The sequence below is a fragment of the Acidobacteriota bacterium genome (genome assembly GCA_028875725.1).
In the GTDB taxonomy this organism is placed as follows: domain Bacteria; phylum Acidobacteriota; class Thermoanaerobaculia; order Multivoradales; family Multivoraceae; genus Multivorans.
In genome coordinates this window covers 136,987-159,418 of sequence record JAPPCR010000019.1, presented here as the reverse complement: position 1 = coordinate 159,418, position 22,432 = coordinate 136,987, and the positions used below count along the sequence as shown (strand labels likewise).

25 protein-coding genes, 3 tRNA genes and 1 pseudogene are annotated in these 22,432 nt (G+C 68.8%); 8 read left to right on the top strand and 21 right to left on the bottom strand.

Going from position 1 to position 22,432, the window contains the following annotated elements; genetic code table 11:
* Positions 1-9: 9 nt before the first annotated feature.
* From OXI49_15290 to OXI49_15275, 4 genes are all read right to left on the bottom strand, one after another.
* A complete protein-coding gene (locus tag OXI49_15290; GenBank protein MDE2691871.1) occupies positions 10-735 on the bottom strand; it encodes a 4'-phosphopantetheinyl transferase superfamily protein in 726 nt (241 codons plus the stop codon).
* Between the two features lie 67 nt (positions 736-802).
* The gene (locus tag OXI49_15285) at positions 803-1,033 is read right to left on the bottom strand and encodes an acyl carrier protein (protein MDE2691870.1); all 231 of its coding nucleotides are present in this window, start codon (positions 1,031-1,033) and stop codon (positions 803-805) included.
* An 89-nt stretch (positions 1,034-1,122) separates the two neighbouring features.
* Positions 1,123-2,022, bottom strand: coding sequence for a CoA ester lyase (locus OXI49_15280; protein MDE2691869.1), 900 nt, complete (start codon positions 2,020-2,022; stop codon positions 1,123-1,125).
* The gene (locus OXI49_15275) at positions 2,019-3,170 is read right to left on the bottom strand and encodes an aminotransferase class I/II-fold pyridoxal phosphate-dependent enzyme (GenBank protein MDE2691868.1); all 1,152 of its coding nucleotides are present in this window, start codon (positions 3,168-3,170) and stop codon (positions 2,019-2,021) included. Before OXI49_15275 ends, OXI49_15280 begins: the two co-directional genes overlap by 4 nt.
* 74 nt (positions 3,171-3,244) lie before the next feature.
* On the opposite strand from OXI49_15275, the gene OXI49_15270 reads away from it, so the two are divergent.
* On the top strand, positions 3,245-4,801 hold the full coding sequence (locus tag OXI49_15270) for a lipase maturation factor family protein (protein MDE2691867.1): 1,557 nt from the start codon (positions 3,245-3,247) through the stop codon (positions 4,799-4,801).
* Here OXI49_15270 and OXI49_15265 read toward each other — a convergent pair.
* Positions 4,798-5,826, bottom strand: coding sequence for a ThuA domain-containing protein (locus tag OXI49_15265; protein MDE2691866.1), 1,029 nt, complete (start codon positions 5,824-5,826; stop codon positions 4,798-4,800). The genes OXI49_15270 and OXI49_15265 overlap by 4 nt on opposite strands.
* A 106-nt stretch (positions 5,827-5,932) precedes the next feature.
* Here OXI49_15265 and OXI49_15260 point away from each other — a divergent pair, with 106 nt between their 5' ends.
* Positions 5,933-6,403, top strand: a complete 471-nt coding sequence (locus tag OXI49_15260; GenBank protein MDE2691865.1) for a RidA family protein — start codon at positions 5,933-5,935, stop codon at positions 6,401-6,403.
* Positions 6,404-6,602: 199 nt separating this feature from the next.
* Here the strand turns inward: OXI49_15260 and OXI49_15255 are convergent.
* From OXI49_15255 to rplM, 11 genes are all read right to left on the bottom strand, one after another.
* Positions 6,603-6,677 (bottom strand) — tRNA-Gly (locus OXI49_15255).
* A 21-nt stretch (positions 6,678-6,698) separates the two neighbouring features.
* Positions 6,699-6,785, bottom strand: a tRNA-Tyr gene (locus tag OXI49_15250).
* 13 nt (positions 6,786-6,798) lie between these two features.
* Positions 6,799-6,874, bottom strand: a tRNA-Thr gene (locus OXI49_15245).
* Positions 6,875-6,915: 41 nt separating this feature from the next.
* A complete protein-coding gene (locus OXI49_15240; GenBank protein MDE2691864.1) occupies positions 6,916-7,632 on the bottom strand; it encodes an RNA methyltransferase in 717 nt (238 codons plus the stop codon).
* Positions 7,633-7,694: 62 nt separating this feature from the next.
* On the bottom strand, positions 7,695-8,894 hold the full coding sequence (gene ispD / locus OXI49_15235; protein MDE2691863.1) for a 2-C-methyl-D-erythritol 4-phosphate cytidylyltransferase: 1,200 nt from the start codon (positions 8,892-8,894) through the stop codon (positions 7,695-7,697).
* A 312-nt stretch (positions 8,895-9,206) separates the two neighbouring features.
* Complete coding sequence (gene frr, locus OXI49_15230; GenBank protein MDE2691862.1) at positions 9,207-9,761, bottom strand: ribosome recycling factor; 555 nt, start codon at positions 9,759-9,761, stop codon at positions 9,207-9,209.
* A gap of 98 nt (positions 9,762-9,859) precedes the next feature.
* Positions 9,860-10,573 carry a UMP kinase gene (gene pyrH / locus OXI49_15225; GenBank protein ID MDE2691861.1) on the bottom strand — a complete coding sequence of 238 codons (714 nt, stop codon included), beginning with the start codon at positions 10,571-10,573 and terminating at the stop codon, positions 9,860-9,862.
* A gap of 7 nt (positions 10,574-10,580) precedes the next feature.
* Positions 10,581-11,222: a translation elongation factor Ts gene (gene tsf, locus OXI49_15220; protein MDE2691860.1), complete on the bottom strand. Its 642-nt coding sequence runs from the start codon at positions 11,220-11,222 to the stop codon at positions 10,581-10,583.
* A 97-nt stretch (positions 11,223-11,319) separates the two neighbouring features.
* Positions 11,320-12,273: a 30S ribosomal protein S2 gene (gene rpsB / locus OXI49_15215; GenBank protein ID MDE2691859.1), complete on the bottom strand. Its 954-nt coding sequence runs from the start codon at positions 12,271-12,273 to the stop codon at positions 11,320-11,322.
* A 13-nt stretch (positions 12,274-12,286) separates the two neighbouring features.
* Complete coding sequence (rpsI, locus tag OXI49_15210; protein MDE2691858.1) at positions 12,287-12,676, bottom strand: 30S ribosomal protein S9; 390 nt, start codon at positions 12,674-12,676, stop codon at positions 12,287-12,289.
* Positions 12,673-13,152 carry a 50S ribosomal protein L13 gene (gene rplM / locus OXI49_15205; protein ID MDE2691857.1) on the bottom strand — a complete coding sequence of 160 codons (480 nt, stop codon included), beginning with the start codon at positions 13,150-13,152 and terminating at the stop codon, positions 12,673-12,675. The genes rpsI and rplM overlap by 4 nt, the downstream gene beginning before the upstream one ends.
* Before the next feature lie 197 nt (positions 13,153-13,349).
* Between rplM and coaE the strand changes: the two genes are divergently transcribed.
* On the top strand, positions 13,350-13,964 hold the full coding sequence (gene coaE / locus OXI49_15200) for a dephospho-CoA kinase (GenBank protein ID MDE2691856.1): 615 nt from the start codon (positions 13,350-13,352) through the stop codon (positions 13,962-13,964).
* Here coaE and OXI49_15195 read toward each other — a convergent pair.
* Positions 13,949-14,518 carry a non-canonical purine NTP pyrophosphatase gene (locus OXI49_15195; protein ID MDE2691855.1) on the bottom strand — a complete coding sequence of 190 codons (570 nt, stop codon included), beginning with the start codon at positions 14,516-14,518 and terminating at the stop codon, positions 13,949-13,951. The genes coaE and OXI49_15195 overlap by 16 nt on opposite strands.
* Before the next feature lie 150 nt (positions 14,519-14,668).
* Between OXI49_15195 and argF the strand changes: the two genes are divergently transcribed.
* The 4 genes and pseudogenes from argF to OXI49_15175 all read left to right on the top strand — a co-directional run bounded on the left by argF (position 14,669) and on the right by OXI49_15175 (position 17,803).
* Positions 14,669-15,589: an ornithine carbamoyltransferase gene (gene argF, locus OXI49_15190; protein MDE2691854.1), complete on the top strand. Its 921-nt coding sequence runs from the start codon at positions 14,669-14,671 to the stop codon at positions 15,587-15,589.
* A gap of 86 nt (positions 15,590-15,675) precedes the next feature.
* Positions 15,676-17,106, top strand: a complete 1,431-nt coding sequence (gene purB, locus OXI49_15185; GenBank protein MDE2691853.1) for an adenylosuccinate lyase — start codon at positions 15,676-15,678, stop codon at positions 17,104-17,106.
* 124 nt (positions 17,107-17,230) lie between these two features.
* Positions 17,231-17,494, top strand: a pseudogene (locus OXI49_15180) (septal ring lytic transglycosylase RlpA family protein).
* Positions 17,495-17,500: 6 nt separating this feature from the next.
* Positions 17,501-17,803, top strand: coding sequence for an SPOR domain-containing protein (locus OXI49_15175; GenBank protein ID MDE2691852.1), 303 nt, complete (start codon positions 17,501-17,503; stop codon positions 17,801-17,803).
* 35 nt (positions 17,804-17,838) lie between these two features.
* Here OXI49_15175 and serA read toward each other — a convergent pair whose 3' ends face one another.
* From serA to moaC, 3 genes are read right to left on the bottom strand one after another with little or no spacing between them, the layout of a single operon-like run.
* Positions 17,839-19,446 carry a phosphoglycerate dehydrogenase gene (gene serA / locus OXI49_15170; protein MDE2691851.1) on the bottom strand — a complete coding sequence of 536 codons (1,608 nt, stop codon included), beginning with the start codon at positions 19,444-19,446 and terminating at the stop codon, positions 17,839-17,841.
* Positions 19,447-19,469: 23 nt separating this feature from the next.
* Positions 19,470-20,654 (bottom strand): DUF1343 domain-containing protein, encoded by a 1,185-nt coding sequence (locus OXI49_15165; protein MDE2691850.1) that lies wholly within the window; start codon positions 20,652-20,654, stop codon positions 19,470-19,472.
* A 12-nt stretch (positions 20,655-20,666) separates the two neighbouring features.
* A complete protein-coding gene (gene moaC, locus OXI49_15160; GenBank protein ID MDE2691849.1) occupies positions 20,667-21,146 on the bottom strand; it encodes a cyclic pyranopterin monophosphate synthase MoaC in 480 nt (159 codons plus the stop codon).
* A 27-nt stretch (positions 21,147-21,173) separates the two neighbouring features.
* Here moaC and OXI49_15155 point away from each other — a divergent pair, with 27 nt between their 5' ends.
* Positions 21,174-21,857 carry a TIGR04283 family arsenosugar biosynthesis glycosyltransferase gene (locus OXI49_15155; protein MDE2691848.1) on the top strand — a complete coding sequence of 228 codons (684 nt, stop codon included), beginning with the start codon at positions 21,174-21,176 and terminating at the stop codon, positions 21,855-21,857.
* 124 nt (positions 21,858-21,981) lie between these two features.
* Here OXI49_15155 and OXI49_15150 read toward each other — a convergent pair whose 3' ends face one another.
* Positions 21,982-22,257 (bottom strand): HU family DNA-binding protein, encoded by a 276-nt coding sequence (locus OXI49_15150; protein MDE2691847.1) that lies wholly within the window; start codon positions 22,255-22,257, stop codon positions 21,982-21,984.
* Positions 22,258-22,432: the final 175 nt, after the last annotated feature.

Sequence of the window (22,432 nt, the reverse complement as noted above, 5' to 3'; positions counted from 1 at the left end):
CGCTCCCGCCTACGCGACCTGCGGCTCGCCACTGTCCGCGGCGTCCGCCGCCGGCAGGTCCTCCACGGCGAGCGCCGCGGCGTAGCGCCGGTTGCCGAGGTTCTCCAGACGCCACCTGACCGAGGGCGTCACAGGAAGGCGCACAACACAACTGGTCGCGTCCCGACTCATCGCCGACGGAATCTCGAAGCTCGTCGTGTCGATCCTCAGGCCGACGCCGGCCGCCTTGACCAGCGCCTCCTTCATCGTCCAGAGGCTGTAGAACAGGTCGGTCTTGCGGTCTCCTTCGGCGGATGCGAGTCCCGCCTGTTCTCCGGGCGCGAAGAGAAGGCGGATGTCATCGTCCATGTCGCGCCGCGCTTTCCGGTCTTCCACATCCACGCCGATGCGCCCGCGTGGCGCGATCGCGATCAGGCCATGCCGGCCACTGTGGCTGACGTTGAAGGAGACAGGCGCGGGAAGCCCTCCGACTAGCGCGAACGGCTTGCCATGATCGGAGGCCCCGAAGGAGAGTTCTTCGTTGCCGCAGTCGAGTTCCCGGCAGAGCAGCGCTCGAAGCGCCGCGCGGCAGAGAGTGAACTCGCGTCGCGGCACCGACCGCGCGAACTGGCGCCGCCGGGCCCGCTCCGGTCCGTCAAGCCACGTCAGGGCTTCTCGCTCCCGGGACGAACAAGGTCCCAGGTCGACGTACACGACGGTGACCCGACCGGACCTGTGAATCGCACGGCTCAACACCGGGAAGGGCTCGGCGCGGTGCCCGCCTAGAACCGAGGATCGAGGCAGGCCCCTCCGCCGGCGGCGCTCAACTGGCGCCGGAATCGAGAAACGCGGCGAAGTCCCGCAGGTTCTTCCAGTTCGCAACCTCCTCGGGGGGCACCTCAACGCCGAACGCCTCCCCGACCTTCTTCACGAAGGCCACTGCGTCGAGCGACGAGATGTCGGAAGAAAGCAAACCGGCATCGAGATCCAGGTCTCTTCCGATGTCGAGGTGTTGGCGGGCGAGTTCCTGGATGCGGGTTTCGGTTGCACTCACGTCAAGGCTCCTCTGGTTGAGAGTTGAGGGCCGGATCGTACTACGCCTCCAGCGCTCGTCGACACCGCGGTGCGCGACAGGGCGCCGCCCTACTCGATCGCGCCGGCCTGGCGGGCGCGATCGAGCACTCGCTCCGCGCGGTGCAGGTGCGGAGCGTCGACCATCTGGCCTTCGTGACGGAAGGCCATTCGTCCCTGGGCCTGATTCTCGGCGAACGCCGCCACCAGCGCGGCGGCGGAAGCGATCTCGGCCTCGCTTGGCGTGAAGACTTCGTTGACGATCGGGATCTGGTTCGGATGAATCGTCATCTTGCCCTCGAAGCCCATCCACGCCGCCCGCTGGCAGTCAAGACGCAGGGCGTCCAGGTCGCCGATGTCGGTGAACACGCTGTCGATCGGCTGGGCGCCGCCGGCACGGGCGGCCAGCAGGGTCATCGACCGGCAGTAGCGGAACACGTCCAGGTACTCGCCGCGCTCGTCCCGGCGCCGGCTCGCGCCGATCGAGACGGAAAGGTCCTCGGCGCCCCAGGTCAGGGCCGAAACACGGTTGGTGGCGGTCAGGTGAGCGAGGTTCAGCGCACCGCCGGCCGTCTCGGTAGCGATCAGGATCAGCGCGATGTCGCCCAGGTCGTGGCCGTGGGCCATCTCGAGTTGGGCGACCAGCCGATCGACTCGCAGCACGTCATCGACGCCGCTCACTTTCGGTACGACGTAGGCGTCGGGCGGGTGCTCCATCGTGACCTCGACGTCCTCCCGGCCCCAGGGCGTCATCAGGTCGTTGACCCGTACTGCCCGCTCCTTGCCGCCGAAATCGGTCGCTTCGAGCCAGCCGGCCACTTCGCGGCGCACCTCAACCTTGCGATCCGGCGTCACCGCGTCCTCGAGATCGAGAATCAGCGTGTCGGCCTCGAGCCCCAGGGACTTGGCCAGCATGCGCTCGTTGCCCCCCGGAACGAAGTGGACGGCGCGTCGAAGCCGGTTACTGCTCACGAAGCGACCCTGGCGTCCCGGAGCTCCAGCTCCACCCGGCGCAGGCCCTCTTCGAAGGCCTCCGGCTCGACACCCAGACCGAAGCGGAGGTAGCCGGGCATTCCGGCCCAGCGGCCCGCGACCAGCAGAACACTGCGGTTCAGCCGGAGCCGTTCGGTGAAGGCGACGCAGTCGGCCGGACGGCCGTCCTCCAGCAGCGGCACGAAGCCGTAGGCGCCGGCCCGCGGCTCGCGATAGCCGATGGCGCCGTTCTGCCGGCCGGTCCAGTCGCGGAAGGTCGCACGGTTGGTGCGCATCATCCGCCGCGCCCGTTCGAACAGCCGTTCCTGGTTCGACGGCTCGGTCGCGAACCGTGCGATCGGGTCGGAAAGCGCCGCGGGGGCGATCGTCGTGAAGTCCCGCCTCGCCCAGCAGCGCTCGACGAACTCGGGCGGACCGACCATCCAGCCCAGACGGGCGCCCGGCAGACCGTACGACTTGGACAGGCTCGAAACCACGACGACGCGCTCACCTCTCCCCCACATGCCGGGGGCCTCCTCTCCGGGCAGAAGATCGTGCACGGCGCCGCGGTACACCTCGTCCGAAAGCACCCAGGCGCCGACCCGCTCGGCCGCGGCGGCGATCCGGTCGAGTTCCGAAGGCGTGAACACGTGGCCGGTCGGGTTGTTCGGATGACTCAGATAGATGAGCTTCGTCCGCTCGCCCACCGCGTCATCGAACGCGTCCCAGTCGAGCGACCAGGTCGATTCGTCGGCGCCGGGGAGCAGCGGTATGTCTCGCACCACCGCCCCGAGACCACGGGCCGTCAGACCTACCTGCAGGTAGTTCGGCACGATCGCTACCACTTCGTCGCCCGGTGCGACCAGCACCTGCACGGCCACGTAGTTCGCCTCGGCCGAGCCGGTGGTCACCAGCAGATTCTCGATCGCCGCCCCCGCGTAGTGCCCGGCGAGCTGCGCGCGCAGTTCCGGCGTGCCGTTCGACTGGATGTACTCGAGCGGCATCGAGTGCAGTCCGTCCAGATCGAGCCCCAGCGCCGCCAGGCCGGCCAGCGTCAGCGGTTCGACGCCACTCTCGCTCAGGTTGATGTCGACGCGATGTTCCCAGAGCGACTGTTGCCGCTCGAGATCGAAGGTCTCCATCTCCATCGCGCTTATCCCTCGCCGGATCGGTTCGTCGTCAGGCGCCGCAGTATGCCACCGCCTCAGGCAGGATAGGCGTCGTGCCGCGACTGCTTCTGCGACTCCTGGCCGGCGTTCACCTGGTTGCCTTCGTTTCCCTGTGGGTCCAGATCGACGGCCTGATCGGATCGCGGGGCATCCTCCCGGCACGGGACTTCTTCGCCTACCTCGAACGGGTGCTCGGCGCCGGGGCATTCGAACGGTTCGTCAACGTCCCGTCCCTGCTCTGGTTCGGTGCCGGCGACGGTGCACTCCACGCGCTCTGCGCGGCCGGTGTCCTACTGTCCCTGCTCGCGATCGCCGGCATGGTGACCGCGCCGGTCTTCGCCGCGCTCTGGATCTGCTACCTGTCGCTGGTCTGGGGCGGCCAGACCTTTCTCGCGTTCCAGTGGGACACGCTGCTGCTGGAGGCGACCCTGTGCGCCGTCGTGCTGGCGCCTCTGGGCTTGCCGTTCCGGGGACCCGCCGACGCTCCGGCCGGCGCCATACGGCGGCCAGTCGCAGCGACCGTCCGCGCCGCATTCCAGGTGGCGCCGGACCCGGCGGCGGCCCGACCGGGGATGTGGCTCTTCCGGCTGCTGGTGGTCAAGCTGATGTTCCTGTCCGGCGCGGTCAAGCTGCTCAGTCTCGACCCGACCTGGTGGCGACTGACCGCGCTCGATGTCCACTACTTCACCCAGCCGCTGCCGGTCGCCGCGAGTTGGTACGTCCACCATCTACCGGACTGGTTTCACCAGCTGTCGGTCCTCATCATGTTCGGGGTGGAGCTGGTCGTCCCGTGGCTTGTCTTCTCACGCCGGCTGCGGAAGCCCGGAGTGTGGTTCCTCCTGGCGCTCCAGCTCCTGATCGCCGCCACGGGCAACTATGGCTTCTTCAACCTGCTGACCGCGGTGTTGTGCCTGTCCTGGCTTGACCATCCGCCCTCTACAAGTCCGTTGAGACAGGGCAGACCATCGGCCATGAGCACGGCCGATCCACACCTTCTCGCACGCCTTGCCGGGACGCCTATCCGGTGGCTTGTCGCCGCGACGGTCCTTCTGCTCAGCCTGTCGGTCACCGCCCGAGAACTCACCCGCTCACTGCCGCGCGGACCGGACACCCCGCCGACAACGGTCCGACTGGCGGACCTCGTCGACCGGGTCCTGGTCGATCCGGCGGCACCCCTGCTGCGCGCCATGGCGCCCTTCCGCTCGATCAACGGCTACGGCCTCTTCCGCGCGATGACGACGTCCCGCCCGGAGATCGTCGTGGAGACGAGCGTCGACGGCGCGACCTGGACCGAACTCGCGTTCCGGTTCAAGCCCGGCGACCTCGAGCGCCAGCCGCGCGCCGCGTTTCCACACATGCCGCGCCTCGACTGGCAGATGTGGTTCGCGGCCCTGGACCCGGCCGGAGCCGAGTGGCTGGGTTCGTTCGTCGAGCGGCTGTTCGAGGGCGAACCCGCGGTTCTGCGGCTGCTCGGCGAAGCGAGCCGGCAGACCGAGCCTCCGCGCTACGTGCGACTCCGTCTCTACGACTACCGGTTCAGCGAACCCGGCACCGGGGCCGAGTGGTGGCGGCGTGAGTTCCTCTACGATCTGGGATCGGCTGCGCGCTAGGGCAGCTCGTGGGCCGACGGCATGACGCCGACGGCCTGGCTGCCGAAGCCGAAGTCCGTCGGCGCGTAGTCACCGACGACCCGGGCGTCGCTCCGCTCCGGGATCCGGTCCTCCAAGTCGAGACCCCAGTACACGGCGTTCACGAGCAGGCGGCGGAGTCCCTCGCTCTCGAAGTCCGTGGAAGCGCCCATCGTCGTCGTGAAGACGCGCGCCGTCTTGCCGCCGGCGCCCGTGTAGGAACGAGTCCAGGCAATCGGAACCATCGGGTCGTTCTTCGGCCCTTCGACCGGCGGATCGTCTGATGACATGCCGGCGATAACGGCGCCGAGCAGCAGGACGTTCGCGTCATCTCCCAGGTTCCTGAGCCCGTAGACGTCGGTGGGGCCCCAGACGTCGTCGACACCGCGCAGGATCGGATGGTTGGCCGCGCCCGGAGCGACGACGCCGCGCGTGCTCTCCTGGCCGTGACGGCCGTGATGGTTGATCCAGGTGTCGCCCAGCACCTGCTGGCCGAAACCGCCCTGCCAGGACTCGCTGCGGAAACTCCAGTGCGCGTATGGACTGTCCAGGTTCCGCTGGTAGGAGAAGGCGTGGGTCGCGGTCCGCAGGCCCACGATCGGTCGCCCCGACTCGACGTAGTCGACGATGTGCTTCATCTGCCCGTCGGGCAGCTCCCTGAACCGGGTGGCGATCACCATCAGGTCGGCGTCGCCGAGCGCTTCGAGACCCGGAATGTTCGTCTGCTCCTCAGGATCGATCGCCCCGGTCTCCGCGTCGATCGAGAACAGCACCACACACTCGAACCCATGACGCACCGACAGCAGTTTGCCCAGCATCGGCATCGCTTCCTCGGAGCGGTACTCCTCGTCGCCGGCGATCAGGACGACCTTGTAGCCGGCTCCGGGTCCGTCGCCGCCCGGGTAAGTGACCCATTGGGCGTCGCTGCCCCGTCCGGGTGCAGGCAGGAACATGATCACCGAGGCGAAAAGCGCCAACAGGCCGGGAACTGAGAGATCACGTTTCATGAGCCGAACCTCCGCCGGCAGCGTACCAGCGCGCTATCGTACGCACCCCCCACACTCGACGGCTACTTCAAACCGACCAAACCCGGCACGACTCCAGGAGCCTCAAATGAAGAGACAACCGCATCACTTCGCCTTCTTCCTCGGTGTGCTCCTGCTCGCGACCGCCACCACGGAGGCACAAGACCTGAAGACGGAATTTCTCGGCTCGCAGCAGGGCTTCTCCCACATCGCCAGGACGACCGCGAACGGCGTCACCACGATCCGCATCTCCGGCCAGGTCGGCATGGCCGACGGCGCGGACGCACCCGCGGCCACTCTCGCCGAGCAGGCGGAGATCGCCTTCTCCAACGTCGTCAAGCGCGTCGAGCAGGCCGGAGCCAGCGCCGAGGACATCGTCAAGACGACCGTCTTCATCAAGGACATCGACCCGGAGAAGGTCCAGACCGTCGGCCGGGCCCAGGCCAAGGTGCTGCAACTCGACCCGCCGCGGGCCGCTACCTGGGTTGGCGTGACGGGGCTGGTGTTCCCGTCGTTGTTGATCGAGGTGGAGGCGACGGCGGTGGTGGCTGCGGAGTAGGCAATTGTGCCGGCCTACGGCCGGCGCGTTCCTTCGCCGCCTTCGGCGGCAGCGGGTCGGAAGACCCGCGCACCCAGAGCTACGGCGTCAGCAAGAGGGAAACGGGATTCGCTAGCCGAGACGCGCTTCCTCGCGCGCGAGACGCGCGCCGAACGCCGAATCCCGTCTCCCGCTCCACGCCCCGCGCTCCGCGCGGGTATGGAGCGGGAGACGGGATTCGAACCCGCGACCAACAGCTTGGAAGGCTGTGACTCTACCCCTGAGTTACTCCCGCGCGCCCCGCGAGGGGAGGAAGTGGTGGAGGTGGATGGATTCGAACCACCGTAGGGCGTTGCCCGACAGATTTACAGTCTGTTGCCTTTGACCGCTCGGCCACACCTCCGGCAACTTCCCCATGGAGCCGGCACCCGGATTCGAACCGAGGACCTACTGCTTACAAGGCAGTTGCTCTACCAACTGAGCTATGCCGGCCCTCGCTTACGAGGCGCTTGGCGCCACGGCGACGCCGGAGTCTACGATAGCCCCTCCGCGCTGACAAGACGCTGGCGCACCGCCTCGTAAAGCAGCGCGGCAGCCGCCGTCGACAGGTTGAGGGATTCGACCCGACCACGCATCGGCAGGCCCAGAAGGCCGTCGCAAAGACCCCTCGTGCGGCGGCGAAGCCCCCGCGCCTCGCCGCCGATGCAGACGACGACCGGACCGCTCAGGTCCACGGTCCACGGAGGTTCGCCAGCCGCGTCGGCCCCGTAGACCCAGAAGCCGTCCTGCTTGAGGCGCTCGATCTCTCGGGCGCTGTTCGTGATCCGTTCGACGTGCAGCCAGTCGACCGCCCCAGCGGCGGCGCTCGCGACCGCCGGGGACAGCGGCGCCGCACCCCGGTCGCGGATCAGCACCCGGCCGACCCCGGCGCCCTCGCAGACGCGGAGGAGGGCGCCCAGGTTCCGCGGATCCTGGACGTCCTCAACCAGAACGACGAGGTTGGGATCGATCCCGGCCGCCGACGTGCCGCCGCGGTCCGCATCCACCAGACTGGCCGCGAAGCCACGTGCCGCCGCATGGTCCTGGCCAGCCTCCACGAGGCGCGCCCGCAGTTCGGCGGGCGCTACGCTCCGGACCCGCACCCGATGCCGTTCGCAGAGCCCCTCGATCGTCCGGCGGCGGTCGCCGGCAGAGCGGGAGATGAGCACCTCGGCGACTCGATGCGGCTGGCTCCGCAAGATCTCCCGCACCGGCTGGAATCCCAGCCGCCATCGACCTTCCCCGCGACCTTCAGGCACGCTCGACCGTCCGCTCACGCACCAGCCCGCGCGCGCTCGATCAGCACCGACGCATGAGCCGCCATGCCCTCGCCCCTGCCCAGCGGGCCGAGCCCCTCGTGAGTCGTCGCCTTGAAGTTCATCCGTTCCGGCCCGATATGAAGCAGCCCCGCGACATGCTCTTCGATCGCCGAACGGTACGGCGTCATCGACGGACGCTCGGCGATGAGGGTCACGTCGCAGTTGCGGACCGCGAAGCCGCGCTCCAGGACCATCGCAACGATCCGGCCCAACAGCTCCGAGCTGTCCGCGCCGCGCCAGGCTTCGTCGGACGGCGGGAAGTGGACTCCCAGATCGCCCAGGCCCGCGGCGCCGAGCAGGGCGTCACCGATCGCGTGGAGCACGACGTCGGCATCGCTGTGGCCATCGAGGCCCGTCTCGTGCGGTATGCGCTGCCCGCCCACGATCAACGGGCGTCCGGCGCTCAGCCGGTGGACGTCGTAGCCGTGCCCCACGGCCGTCTCGAGCGGCGGCGAGGCCTCGCGCTCCGACCGGAGGAGGGCCTCGATCGCGGGTAGGTCCGAGGGATCGGTCAGTTTCGGATTCGGATGGGAGGCGGCGACTGCCGCCACCGAGCCCGGCTCGAACAGACTGCTCTCGTCGCCGACCTTCAGGTTCTCCCGCTCCGCGCGGTCGAGCGCCTCGCGAAGATCCACGGCGCGGAAGACCTGCGGCGTCTCGGCCCGGAACAGGCCGGAACGGTCGACCGTCTCGTGGAGGCGGCCACCCTCGGCCGTCTTCAGGGTGTCGCTTACTGGGCGACCGAGCACCGCACCCACGCAGCCGCTGCCGGCGGCCCTCCGCAGCACTTCCGCCAGATCGGTCGCGGCCAGACAGGGGCGGGCGCCGTCGTGCACCGCCACCCAGTCGGACGGGGCGACCTCCGCTGCCGCAAGTGCGGCTCTCACGGAGTCCTGCCGGCGCCGTCCGCCCTCTACGACGGAGAAGTCCACTTCACGCGAAGTGTCAACCTCCCGCAGCAGCATCTTCCGCGTCTCCGCGGTATGTCCGGGCGGCGTCGCAACCACGATACGCTCGACCTCGGGCGCCGCCAGCAGCCGCTCGACTGTCCAGGCGAGAAGCGGTCGACCCAGGATCGGCACGAACTGCTTGGGCCGGTTACCACCGAATCGCCGGCCGCCGCCCGCGGCCGGAACGATGGCGCAGCAGGTCAAGTTTCGGAGTGCAACGGTGTCCAGCCTCGGCCAGGACCGAAGGGAAGGGGACCAGCGGGCTGGAGGCAAGCGTCTGCCGAGATCGTGGCCGCGACCGACGGCCTGCCGCAGCGCGGCCGACCGAAGCGAGCGCCGACATACCCGTTACTCCGAGAGCGCGCACCCATGTGGCGCGTCCCCGCGCCACATGCGTCGCAGTCCGTGCGTCCGCTGGCGGACGCACGGATGCCGCGGCCGTTGGGCCCCTTCCCTTCGGTCCGAACAGCCGAGGCGGCCGACTCGGCACGCTCGTCGGTCCGAGGCGGAGCCTCGTCAGACCTCAAGGATGTCCTTCTCCTTGTTGGCGAGCGCCAGGTTCACCTGGGCGATGTAGTGATCGTGGAGCCGCTGCATCTCGCCTTCGCCCCGGTGCTCGTCGTCCTGGGAGATTACCTTCGCCTTCTCCATCTGCTTCAGCCGTTCATTGCCTTCGCGCCGGACGCCGCGAACTGTGTTGCGGAAGCGTTCGGCGATCTCGTGGGCGCGCTTCACCATCTCGCGGCGCCGCTCCTCCGTGAGCGGGGGCACGGGGATACGGACGATCCTGCCGTCGTTCGACGGGTTCAGCCCCAGGTCGGCGATCAGGATCGCGCGCTCGATCGCCGCGATCTGGGTGGGGTCGAACGGCTGGGCGACCAGCAGCGTGGCGTCGGCAACCGACAGGCTGGCGAGCTGGTTCAGCGGCGTCGGCGTACCGTAGTACTCCACCGTCACGCCATCGAGCATCGCCGTGGAGGCGCGGCCGGTACGCAGCGTCTTGAGCTCGGCGTGAAGATGGTCGACGCCATCCTTCATCTTGAGCTCCATCTCCAAGAACAGCTCCTGCATCCGCTCAGCCTCCCGGACGGGATTGTAGCCACAAAGGTCGCCGCTTCGCGGCGCGTACACCTGGCCGCCTGCGGCGGCGGGTCAGCACCCGGCCGACGTCAGGTGACGAGCGAACCGACCTTCTCGCCGAGAACCACCCGGCGAATGTTGCCGGGAACCCCCAGGTCGAACACGGCGATCGGCAGGTCGTTCTCCCGGCAAAGACTGATCGCAGCGGCGTCCATGATGCCGAGGTTGCGTTCCAGGACCTCCTGGTACGTCACCTCCGGCAGGCGCTCCGCTCCGGCATCACGACGGGGATCGGCACTGTAGACGCCGTCGACCTGGGTCGCCTTGAGCAGGATCTCGGCCTGGATCTCGTTCGCGCGCAGCGCCGCCGCCGTGTCGGTCGTCAGATACGGATTACCGGTGCCGGCGCCGAAGATGACCACCCGTCCCTTCTCCAGGTGACGGATCGCGCGGCGGCGAATGAACGGCTCCGCGACGCTGCGCATCTCGAGCGCCGTCTGTACCCGTGTCGCGACGCCGATCTTCTCCAGTGCATCCTGCATCGCCAGGCTGTTGATCACCGTCGCCAGCATGCCCATGTAGTCGCCGGTCGCCCTCTCGACGCCGCGATGGCTCGCCGCCAGGCCGCGGATCACGTTGCCGCCGCCGACGACGATGCCGATCTCGACGCCAAGCTCGAACACGTCCCGGATCTGCCCGGCGATCCGACGCACCACGGCTTCGTCCATACCGAAGGGCTTGTCGCCCATGAGGGCTTCGCCCGACAGCTTGAGGAGGATGCGGCGGTAGGCCGGCTCGGTCATCGCCGCGCTAGGACGGATCGGCTGGCGGAGGGGCGATCGCCACGGTCGAGTCGCCGCCGAGCTGGAACCTGGCGAACCGGCAGATACGCATGTTCTCGCCCAGCTTGGCGATCGCCTCCTTCAGCACCTCCTCGACCGTCCGTCCAGTGTCTTTGACGAAGGGTTGCTCAAGCAGGCAGTTCTCGGCAAAGAACTTTGACATCCGCCCCTCGACGATGCGTTCCACGATCTGCTCGGGCTTTCCGGACTCGAGAGCCTGTTCCCGGTGAATCCTCTTCTCCCGCTCGAGTACATCGTCCGTCACCTCGTCCCGGCCGATGAACCGCGGCTGGCTCGCAGCCACGTGGAGCGAGAGGTCGTGGGCCAACTGCTGGAAGTCGTCCGTCCGCGCGACGAAGTCCGTCTCGCAGTTGATCTCCAGCAGCACGCCGATCTTGCCGCCGGCGTGAATGTAGGAGATCACCAGGCCGTCGCTGGTTGCCCGGCCCGCCTTCTTGGCCGCCGACGCCAGCCCCTTCTTGCGCAGGGCGTCGATCGCCGCCTCCAGATCGCCGCCGGTCTCCACCAGCGCCTTCTTGCAATCCATCATGCCGGCGCCGGTCCGCTCCCGGAGCTCCTTGACCATGCCGGCCGTCACTGTCGCACTCATTGTTCCTGCTCCCTACGAGGCGGAGATCGCCTCGGACTAGAACTTCATCTGTTCTCCGACGCCGCACCTGCAGAGTGCGCGGCCAGACTCGCCGCGGTCAGTTGACCTCGGCGTCGCTGCCGGCGCTCTCGTCTTCAGCCGCCGGTTCACCGCTCTCGGCCTCGGGTTCGGCCTCCGTCACGGGTTCGGCCTCCGCCTCGCCGGCGGCCTCGGCCACCACCTCGGACTCGGCTTCCGGTTCAGACGCCGGCTCGGCCTCCGCCGCCGCGACGGGTTCAGCCTTCTCCCCGCCGACGGCCCCCGCTTCGGATGCCACCTCGGCGCCGCCGGCGGCATCCGCTTCGACTCCGTCGCCGTTACTGTCCTTGCCCCAGGCAGCGGCGCCCTCGATGTAGGAGTCGGCAATGCGGCCGGCAAACAACCGAATCGTCCGGATCGCGTCGTCGTTCCCCGGAATCACGTGATCCACCAGTTCCGGGTCGCAGTTCGTGTCCACGATGGCCACGACCGGAATGTTCAGCTTGTTCGCCTCCGCGATCGCGATGTGCTCGCGTCGTGGATCGACGACGAACAGCGCATCCGGCAACCGCTCCATGTCGCGGATCCCCTCGAGGTTCCGGACCATCTTGTCCCGCTCGCGCTCAAGCCGGAGAAGCTCCTTCTTGGTCAGCAGGCTGTCCTCGTCGGCGAGCTTCTTCTCCGTATCCTGGAGACGCTCCACGGAAGCGCGGATGGTCACGAAGTTGGTCAGGGTTCCGCCGAGCCAGCGATGCGTGACGTAGAACTGGCCGCAGCGCCGCGCCTCTTCCTCGATCGCCTGTTGCGCCTGGCGCTTGGTGCCCACGAAGAGCAGACGCCGTCCCATTCGCGCCATGTGCTCGACGTAGTCCGCCGCCTGGCGGAAGCGCTCCAGAGTCTGCTGGAGATCGATGATGTAGATGCCGTTTCGGCGGCCGAAGATGTAGCTCCGCATCTTCGGGTTCCAGCGTCTCGTCTGGTGGCCGAAGTGCACTCCGGCCTCCAGCATCTCCTTCATCGTGACCTGAGCCAAGACCCTGCCCCCGCTATCGCTTGCTGAACTGGAAGCGCGCACGCGCACCCTTCTGGCCGTACTTCTTGCGTTCCTTGCGCCGCGGGTCGCGGGTCATGAACCCGGCCGTCTTGAGCGATTCGCGGAACGTCGGTTCAAACTCCACCAGCGCCCGCGACAGACCGTGACGGATCGCGCCGGCCTGACCGGAGCTTCCGCCTCCGCGGACGGTGGCCGACATGTCGAGCTGGCCTTCCTTCTCAACGACCTGCAGCGGCTGGCGGATGATCATCTTCAGCACCTCGCTGCCGAAGTAGTCGTCCATCCCCACGCCGTTGACGGTCATCTCGCCGGTGCCTTCGCGCAGGAACACCCGCGCGGTGGCCGTCTTTCGACGGCCTGTTCCGTAGCTCGTCTCCGTCAACTCGCGCTCCCTTCTGCAGTGATCGTCATCGTTTCCGGCTGCTGCGCCTGATGCGGATGCTCGGCGCCGGCGTAGACCTTGAGTTTCCGCAACTGGCGACGGCCGAGACGGTTCTTGGGAAGCATGCCCCTGACCGCCAACTCGACCAACCGGGTCGGCCGGCGGCCACGCAGGCGTCCGGCCGTCTCCGCCTTGAGCTTTCCCGGCTGCCCGCTGTGCCGGTAGTAGATCTTCTTGTCGTCCTTGCCGCCCGTCAGGACCGCCTTCTCGGCGTTCACGACCACGGCGAAGTCGCCTACGTCGACATGGCGGGCGTAAGTCGGCTTGTCCTTGCCGGTGAGGACGCGCGCCAGACGCGTCGCCAGACGGCCCAAAGGAACGCCCGCCGCGTCGACCACGTACCAACGGCGCTCCACCTCCCCCGCCTTGGGGCTGTAGGTGCGGTTGGGCGTCCTCGCCTTGGTGATTGCTGTCATTCGTTCGTACCCTCGCCGGCCGGTCCTTGCTTTCCGGATGCCGCCGCTCCGTTGCGCACGGGCTGACAGCAGGAGCGGACATACTCCTACCGCAACCTCCCCGCGCAGAGGAACGGGGATCGTAGAGTCCGGGACGGGCCTTGTCAAGACGAACGCCGGTCCGTCAACGGACGCTTCCGCGTATCCTCGTTCACCTCATGGCGCCTCTACAAGTGGGTCTCACCGGTGGCATCGCCGGCGGCAAGTCGACCGTCGGCGCGATGCTGGCCGAGTTGGGCTGCGTCGTCACGGACGCGGACGCCCTGGTCGCCGACCTGTACCGCCCGGGTCAGCCCGGTGCCTGGGCGGTCGCGGATCTGTTCGGCCCGGAGATGCTGAAAGCGGACGGATCGGTCGACAAGGAAGCGCTCGGACCCGCGGTCTTCGCCGATCCCGCCAGCCGCAGGCGCCTGGAACAGGCCATCCATCCCCTCGTGGGCCAGCGCTACGTGGAGATCCTCGAGTCGGCCGGCGAAGGTGCCGTCGTCGTCTTCGAAGTGCCGCTGCTGGCCGAGACCGGCGGTCGCGGACGGTACGACGCCGTGATCACCGTCGAGGCCCCGGCTGACCTTCGCCTCGACCGCGCCGTCGAACGCGGCCTCGACCGCGACCAGGCAGCGGCACGGATGGAGGCGCAGGCCCGGTCAGAGGACCGCCGCGCGGCCGCGGACTTCGTGATCGAGAACACGGGGAGCCTCGCGGAGCTTCGCGTCCAGGTCCGGAGAGTGCTGGCCGCTCTCCGCAAGCGGACCGGCGCTCAGGCTGCCGGTTGAAGCCCCCGCAGGAACCGGCGCCAGGCGCGGCCTCGGTGCCCGAGCCGGTCCTTCACGTCGTCGCCCAGTTCAGCGTAGGTCTCTTCCAGACCATCCGGCTCGAAGACCGGATCCCAGCCGAAACCATGCTCGCCACGCGGAGGCAGCACCAGCCTGCCCGCGGTTTCTCCCTGGGCGATCATCTGGCCGCCACCGTCACGCAACATGATCGCGCAGCGCGCGACGACGTGCGGATCCCCGGCCCGGATCGCCACCCTGGCGATGCCCTCGTCACCTACCGCCTCGAGCATCCACTTGACCAGGGGTCCCGGGAAGCCGTTCATGCAGGAGAGCTCCAGCCCCGTCTCCTCGACCACGACCGGCCTCCCGATCCGCTTCCAGGCCTCCTCGGCCTTGAACCGCAGCACCTCGATCAGATCTCCCGATTGAATCTCGGGCAGGTCGATCGCCGCCGTCTCCAGCCGGTGGCCGACGATCCGCTCCGCCTCGCGTCGCTTGTTCGCGTTGCCGGTCACCAGCACCCAGGGTTGCTGGCTGGCATCCCCGCCGCTCACGCGCCGGGGTCTGGACGAGTGATGGATAATCGTGCGACAGAGTGGTGTATTATTCGCATCGCGGAGTCATCGCGAGAGTCAACGCGAGAGTCAAGGGACGCGCAGTGTAGCCCGCCCCACACGCCCCGGCACAACGGAGGGATGTCTCACATGCCTGAACACCTGATCTCGATCGCCGACCTCAAGGAAGGCCAGATCGAGTCGATCCTGGAACTCGCCCTGGAACTCCAGGCCAGACCCGAGGCGCACGGAAGCACGCTCCACGGCAAGTCGATCGGCCTCTACTTCGAGAAGTCGTCCACGCGCACCCGGGTCAGCTTCGAGGTCGGCATGGGGCAACTCGGTGGTCAGGCGATCTTCCTCACAACCCGCGACCTGCAGATCGGCCGCGGGGAGACGATCGCCGACACCGCCCGCGTCCTGTCACGCTACGTGGACCTCCTCATGCTGCGCACCTTCGAGCACCGCACCGTCGTCGAGATGGCCAGACACGCAACCGTGCCCGTGATCAACGGGCTGACCGATGAACTGCACCCCTGCCAGGCACTCGCCGACCTGATGACCGTCCACCAGGAGTTCGGCGAACTGCGCGGCCGCCGGATCGCCTACATCGGCGACGGCAACAACGTCGCCCATTCGCTGATGATCGCCTGCGCCCGCGCGGGGGTCGACTTCTCGCTCGCCTCACCGCCGGGCTACAAAGTGGCCGACCGTTACCTCGAACTCGCACGCAGCCTCGCCGCCGGCACGGGTGCCGGAATCGAGACCGGAAGCGACCCGCAGGCGGCCGCCGCCGGCGCGGACGCCGTCTACAGCGACGTCTGGACCTCGATGGGCCAGGAGAAGGAACGCAAGCAACGTCTCGCCGCCTTCGAGGGCTACACCGTCGACGACGACCTGATGGCGAGAGCGAAAGGCGACGCGATCTACCTCCACTGCCTGCCCTGCCATCGTGGAGAAGAAGTCACCGCCTCGGTCGTCGACGGTCCCCAGAGCCGAGTCTTCGACCAGGCCGAGAACCGGATGCATACCCAGAAGGCCGTCATGCTCCGCTTTCTCGATCACGCCTAGGGCACTCGGCGAACGACCGGGAAGCGCGGCCGGCGCGCTGCGCTAAGCGTAAGTTCGGCAACGACTTGCGCTGGTAGACTGCGCACATGGCCGAAGCCCGGGAAGCGCCGCAGAACCCTCTTCACGAGCGCTACGCGAGCGCCGAGATGGCGCGGCTGTTTTCGGCCCGACACAGGTTCCGGACCTGGCGACGGCTCTGGATCTGCCTGGCCGAGAACCAGGCGGCCCTAGGGCTGCCGATCAGCGAAGGGCAACTCGACTCGCTGCGCCAGCACGCGGACGACCTGGACCTTGAACGGGTCGCAAGACTCGAGCGGGAAACGCGCCACGACGTGGTGGCCCATCTCCGGCACTTCGCCGAGGTCAGCGGCGACGCCGGCAGCATTCTGCACCTGGGCGCGACGTCGGCGTTCATCACGGACAACACGGACGTGCTGATCGTTCGCGAAGCGCTCGACCTGGTCGCGGGCAGGCTGGCCGCCACGGTCGCCGAACTGGCCGGCTTCGCCCGGCGGGAGCGCGGCACGACTGCGCTCGCCTACACCCACTTCCAGTCGGCCCAGTTGACGACACTGGGCAAGCGCGCCTGCCTCTGGCTCCAGGACTTCCTGACCGACCTCGAGGAAGTGGCGGACCGCCGCGACCGGCTGCGCTGCCGGGGCGCCAAGGGCACGACGGGCACGCAGGCCTCGTTCCTGACCCTGTTCGCCGGCGACCACGGCAAGGTCCGCGAACTCGACGCCCGGGTGGCCTCGGCGCTGGGCTTCGAGGCGAGCTGGCGGATCACCGGCCAGACCTACCCGCGCAAGCAGGACAGCCAGGTGCTGCACACGCTGTCCGGCACCGCGGAGAGCTGCCACAAGTTCGGCAGCGACCTGCGGTTGCTGCAGGGCGTCGGCGAGCTGTCCGAGCCCTTCGACGAGAACCAGGTCGGTTCCTCGGCGATGGCGTACAAGCGCAACCCGGTGCGGGCGGAACGCATGTGCTCGCTGTCGCGGCGGGTCATGAGCGACTCGCTGCACGGGGCGCTGAACGCCGGTACCCAGTGGCTGGAGCGCAGCCTCGACGACTCGGCGAACCGCCGCCTGGTGCTGACCGACTGCTTCCTGACCGTCGATGCCGTGCTGCTCCTGGCCGCGAACATCGCGCAGGGGCTGCGGGTCAACGAGGCGGCAACCGCAGCTCGGGTGAGGCGGGAGCTCCCCTTCATGGCCACCGAGACCTTCCTGATGGAGGCGTCGCTGCGCGGCGGCGACCGCCAGGAACTTCACGAGCGCATCCGCCGGCACAGTCTCGAGGCCTATGCGCGGGTTTCCGCGGGCGAGCCGAACCCGCTGATCGACCTGATCGCGGGCGACCCGGCCTTCGCGCTCGGACAGGACGAACTCGAGTCACTGGTCGACGCGGATTCCTTTACCGGCCGCTCCGCGCAGCAGGTGGACGACTTTCTGACCGAGGCCGTCGAACCGGCGTTGGCGCAGCACCGGGCCGCGGCGGTCGAGGCGCCGAGGGTGTAGCCGCCCGATGTACGGGCCGCGTCCGCTTCCGGCAGCGCTTGCCGCCGTCCTCGCCGTCGGTCTGCTGGCCGGCTGCGCCACGACCACCCGCCTCGAGTCGCCGAACCGCGGAACCACACAGAAAGGACTGGCGTCGTGGTACGGCGCCAAGTTTCACGGCCGGGCGACGGCCAGCGGCGAGATCTACGACATGAACCGCATCTCGGCCGCCCACAAGCAGTTGCCGCTCGGCACGGTGGTCCAGGTGAAGAACCGCGACAACGGCAAGAAGCTCAGGGTACCGATCAACGACCGCGGCCCCTTCATCAAGGGCCGGATCATCGATCTCTCCGTGGGCGCCGCCAGACGGCTCGACATGTTCGGCCAGGGACTGGCGAACGTCCGTATCAAGGTCGTGCGGCTCCCGCCGAAGAAGCGGCGACTGCCGATCTCCTACCCGGCTCGCGGCGGGCGCGAAGCCAGGGCGGACCGGAACCGCGGCAGCGGCTTCACCATTCAGGCCGGCGCCTTCCGGGAGCGCAGCAGCGCCGTGGCGCTGGCCCAGCGCCTCCGCCGCGAACTGGACCTCGACAACGTAAAGGTTACGAGAGGGCGAGGAGTGCACCGCGTCCAGATCGAGCGCAAACGCAGGCAAGCGGCCGACGACGTGCTCCAACGCCTGAGGGACGCCGGCATTGCGGCGTTTCTCATGGGCTGACGGTTTCGTGGGCTGATGGGACCGGGCCGGCCTCGTCAGGAGAGGTCGAAGAGGTCGACCGAGATCGACTCGTCCAGGGCCAGGAGCGCCGTCAGGCAGTCGTCGTCCGGCGGCTGATCGAGCCGCAGAACGGCCAGGGCGTGCCCCCCGGGCTCGCGGGCCAGGTGGATGTCGGCGATGTTGATCCCGTCGTCGCCGAGAAGCGTGCCAAGGCGACCGACGAAGCCGGGTACGTCCCGGTTGCGGACGACGAGCAGCAGGCCCCGCGGCTTGAACTCCATCCTGAACCCGCCGAAGGAGACGACCCGCAGGTCGCCGTGGATCTCTCCGTGGCGATAGGTCGTGCCGGACACCTCGGCCACGCCGTCGGCCGTCCACGCTCCGGCTGCGGGTTCAGCGCCGACTGCCCGCACCCGCACCAGGTGAGCGTAGGCGGCCCGGTCGCTGTGGGTGGCCTGCACGAGTTCGACCCGGCGGTCGGCGGCCATCCGCTCGGCGTTGACGTAGTTCACTCCCTCGCCGCAGGACGGGATCAGGGCGCCCTTGAGCGCCGCGACGGCAACCGACTTCCGCAGTTCGCTGTCGATGCCCCAGAGATCGACCTGAACCCGCCGCAGGCTGCCGCCGAGGGCGAGCGCGGACAGCCGGCCGAGTTGTTCGCCCAACCGAAGGAAGGGTTCTCCTCGAGAACCCGAGGAACGGAACGGCAGGTTCACCGCCGACACCGCGAGCGAGCCGCCGAGCGCGGCAAGCACCATGCGGGCGGTCTCCGTGGCGATGCGCTCCTGCGCCTCGGTGGTCTGGGCGCCGATGTGCGGCGTGGCCACCACCTTCGGGTGAGCGGCGAGCCGGTAGTCCGTCGGCGGCTCCTCCGGGAAGACGTCCAGGCCCGCCCCCGAGAGCTTGCCGGACTCGAGCGCGGCGAGCAGGGCCTCGGCGTCGACCACACCGCCGCGGCCCACATTGATGACCGCCGCGCCGTCCTTCATCAGGGCAATCCGCGACTCGTCGAGCATGTTCCTGGTCTGGTCGGTGAGCGGGGTGTGGAAGGTGATGAAATCGGACCGTGCCAGCAGGTCGTCCAGTGCCGCCGGCTCGACATCGAGACGGCGCGCGACCTCCGCCTGCAGAAAGGGGTCGTAGGCGAGCGTTTCCATCTCGAAGGCCCGGGCACGGGTCGCCACCCGCTGGCCGATCTGACCGAAGCCGATCACGCCCAGCGTCTTGCCCTGCAACTCGCTGCCAACGTGGTTCTTGCGCTCCCAGCGCTCCGCCTTCAGCGACGCGTCGGCGGAGGGAATCCGTCGCGCCAGCGCCAGCAGCAGGGCGAAGGTGTGCTCGGTAGCCGAGAGCGAGTTCGCCGTCGGCGCGTTGATGACCAGCACGCCACGCTGCGTCGCGGCGGCGATGTCGATGTTGTCGACGCCGACCCCGGCGCGGCCCACGACCTTGAGTCGATCGCCGCCCTCCAGCACCTCGCGCGTGATCTGCGTTCCGCTACGCACGATGACGGCGTCGTAGTCCGCGATCAAGTCGGCCAGGCGCGGCCTGTCCGCGTCCCGCAGCTCGTCGACGTCGGCGCTCTCGCGCAGAACTTCGACGCCCGCCGGCGCCAGCGAATCGGCAATCAGAACCCGCTGCATCGGAAGCGGATTGTTGCAGCGCTTCAGGAGTACAGCAAGACCGAATCGCACTCGGCCCGGAACTCTCGTTGATCCTCCTCCCAGGAGGCATACCAACCTTCGATCTCATCTCCGTCGTCGAGACCGGTCCGGAAGCGATCCGTGCCCGCCAGGAGATCGACCGCCGGCGTGTCGGCGACGAACTCGTAGGGCTCGCGCCGCCAACCGAAGTCGGTCCCGAGAACGTCGCGAAAGGCCAGCAGCAACTCGAAGCCCAGCCGCACCGGCCGCAGCAGGCCCGCGTCCTCGAGCCGCAGCTCGACTCCGGCGCAGACGGAGCCGGCGTGCTTCTGGAACTGAGGTCTGAACATCGCCGGCACCACGGAGACCCCGGCGAGCCCGGCGGCCGCCAGGCGCTCCCCGCATCGGCCGGCGAGCGCGGGTGCGGCGGCGCCGGGGACGCCCAGGAGCTGGAACGGCCTCGTGGTTCCCCGCCCCTCCGAGATCGTGGTCGCCTCGAACAGGCACAGGCCCGGGTAGAGATGCGCCGTCTCCGGCGTCGGCATGTTGGGCGAAGGTGCTGTCCAGGGCCAGCCGACGTCCCGCCACGCCTGCCGCCGGCGCCAGCCCTCGACCTTGAACACCGTCAGCGAGCCGCTGTTCCAACCTCGCCGGCGGCCCTCCAGCAGGAGGAGCTCCGCCAGCGTGAGACCGTGCCGTTGCGGCATCCGGAAGGCGCCGACAAAGGAGGTGAAGTCGAGATCCAGGAGGTTGCCCTCCACTTCCAGGCCGCCGAGCGGATTGGGGCGATCGAGGATCCACACCTCGCAGCCGGCCAGGAGCGCCGCCTCAGCCGCCCACACCGCGGTGGCCGCGAACGTGTAGTAGCGCGCGCCCACGTCCTGAAGGTCGATCACGACCAGGTCGCAGCCTTCGAAGACGCCCGGCCGCGGCTGGAGGCTGCCGGCCTCACCGCCGTACAGCGAGACCACGGGACGGCCGGTCCACGGATCGCGTTCGTCCGCGGACGCGACCATGTCCTGTTCGACACCGTAGAAGCCGTGCTCGGGTCCCAGGAGCGTGACCGCCGGCTGCACCGCGTCCAGCGCGACATGAGCGTGGACGCCGCGCAGACTCAGCGAGGCCTGGTGGCACAGAAGCGCGTAGCGCCGGCCCTTGATGCGGCCGGCGTCGTCGAGCAGGCGGTCGAGGCCGGACAGGATCGGCATGATCGCCGGAGGCTAGGAGCCAGACCCGCGACGGTAGTCGCCGCGCAGGCCCCCGCTCTTCGCTTCGAGAAGAAGATCCGTGATGACCGCGCCGCGTTCGACCGACTTGACCATGTCGTAGAGGGCGAGAGCCGCCGCGGCGCACGCCGTAAGAGCCTCCATCTCGGCGCCCGTGCGAGCCGTCGCAACGACCCGGCTACGGATCGTGACGCCGCCCTCCGCGGGTTCGATCTCCACCTCGACCTGATCGAGCGCCAGAGGATGGGCCAGGGGAATCCAGGTCGCCGTGCCCTTCGCGGCCTGAACGCCAGCGATCCGGGCCACGGTCACGGCGTCGCCCTTGGGCAGATTCTCCAGCCGCTCGACCGTCTGTGCCGACAGCAGTACACGGCAGGACGCCTCGGCCACACGCCGCGTCACTTCCTTGGCGGAGACGTCGACCATGGCAGCCCGCCCTCCGCGGTCGAGGTGGCTGAAAGTCTCGGCACTCATCGCAACTCGCTAACCTAACAGCCCGGAATGCGCCTCGCGATCGTCATGCCGGTGCTCGAAGAAGCGGCGCGGGTCCGGACCGCCATCGCCGCGGCGCGGGCCCACTGCGACGATCTCATCGTGGTCGACGGCGGCAGCCGGGATCGCACCGCGGAACTGGCCTCCGCCGCGGGCGCCCGGGTCGAGACCGTGCCGCGCGCCGGGCGCGGACTCCAACTGCGAACCGGCGCCAGCCGGGCAATCCGGGCCGGAGCCGACGTGCTGCTGTTCCTCCACGCCGACACGCGGCTGCCGCCGACCGCGCGAGCCGGGATAGAACGCGCGGTGGACTCCGGCGCGGCAGGCGGGGGCTTCCTGATCGACTTCGAAGCGGCACCGCCGCTGCTACGGCGGGGCCGGGTCCTGATCGACATCCGAACCCGCTGGCTGCGTACCCCGCTCGGCGACCAGGCTCAGTTCGCTACGACAGCCGCGTACCTCGCCTGCGGCGGTTTCTCCGACCTGCCGATCCTCGAGGATCTCGACTTCATCGGCCGCCTCCGCCGACAGGGACCGATCTCGGTCGTGGAGCAACGCGCGACCACTTCATCCCGACGCTTCGCCGAGCGAGGCGTCGTTCGGACCGTGGTGACGAACTGGCTGATCTGGTCGCTGTTCGCCGCCGGCGTCAAACCGGCACGGCTGGCGGGCCTCTACCCCCTGGTGCGCTAGCGCCGGGAGGTAGAGGCGGCCAGAGCCGCTGGGCGCTTAGTGCCCGTGCGACCGCGGTCGCACGGGGTCACGCACTCTTGTTCGGCTGATGCGGCCAGTCGACCGCCCAGCCGAACATGAGTGCTTAGTTGAGCGCGTCCTTCAGCGGACGGCTGACCTTGAACCGAACGCCGTTGCTGGCCGCGATCATGAGCGACTCGCCCGTCTTCGGGTTGCGCCCGGCGCGAGCGGCGCGGTGGGACACGGAGAAACTCCCGAGGCCCGGAATCTGCACGCGATCGCCCTTCTGCAGATGGCTCGAGATGCTGTCAATCAGGGACTGGACGGCATCCGCCGCCTGCTTCTTGCTGAGACCCGCGCCCTCGGCGACGGCGTCTACGATGTCTGCCTTTCCGGCCATGGAACGTACTCCTCCAAGTTTCGATTACGGGTGGCGAGCCCCCATGGAACTCGCCTGGGATCACGGGCTACCTGAGCCACTCCGGAGTTGCTACTGGTGGACCGGAAGCCAGGTGGACGCAGCGTTCCCGGCAGGCATCTCCGCCGCCTGGCTTCTGGTGCTCCATTTCATCTTC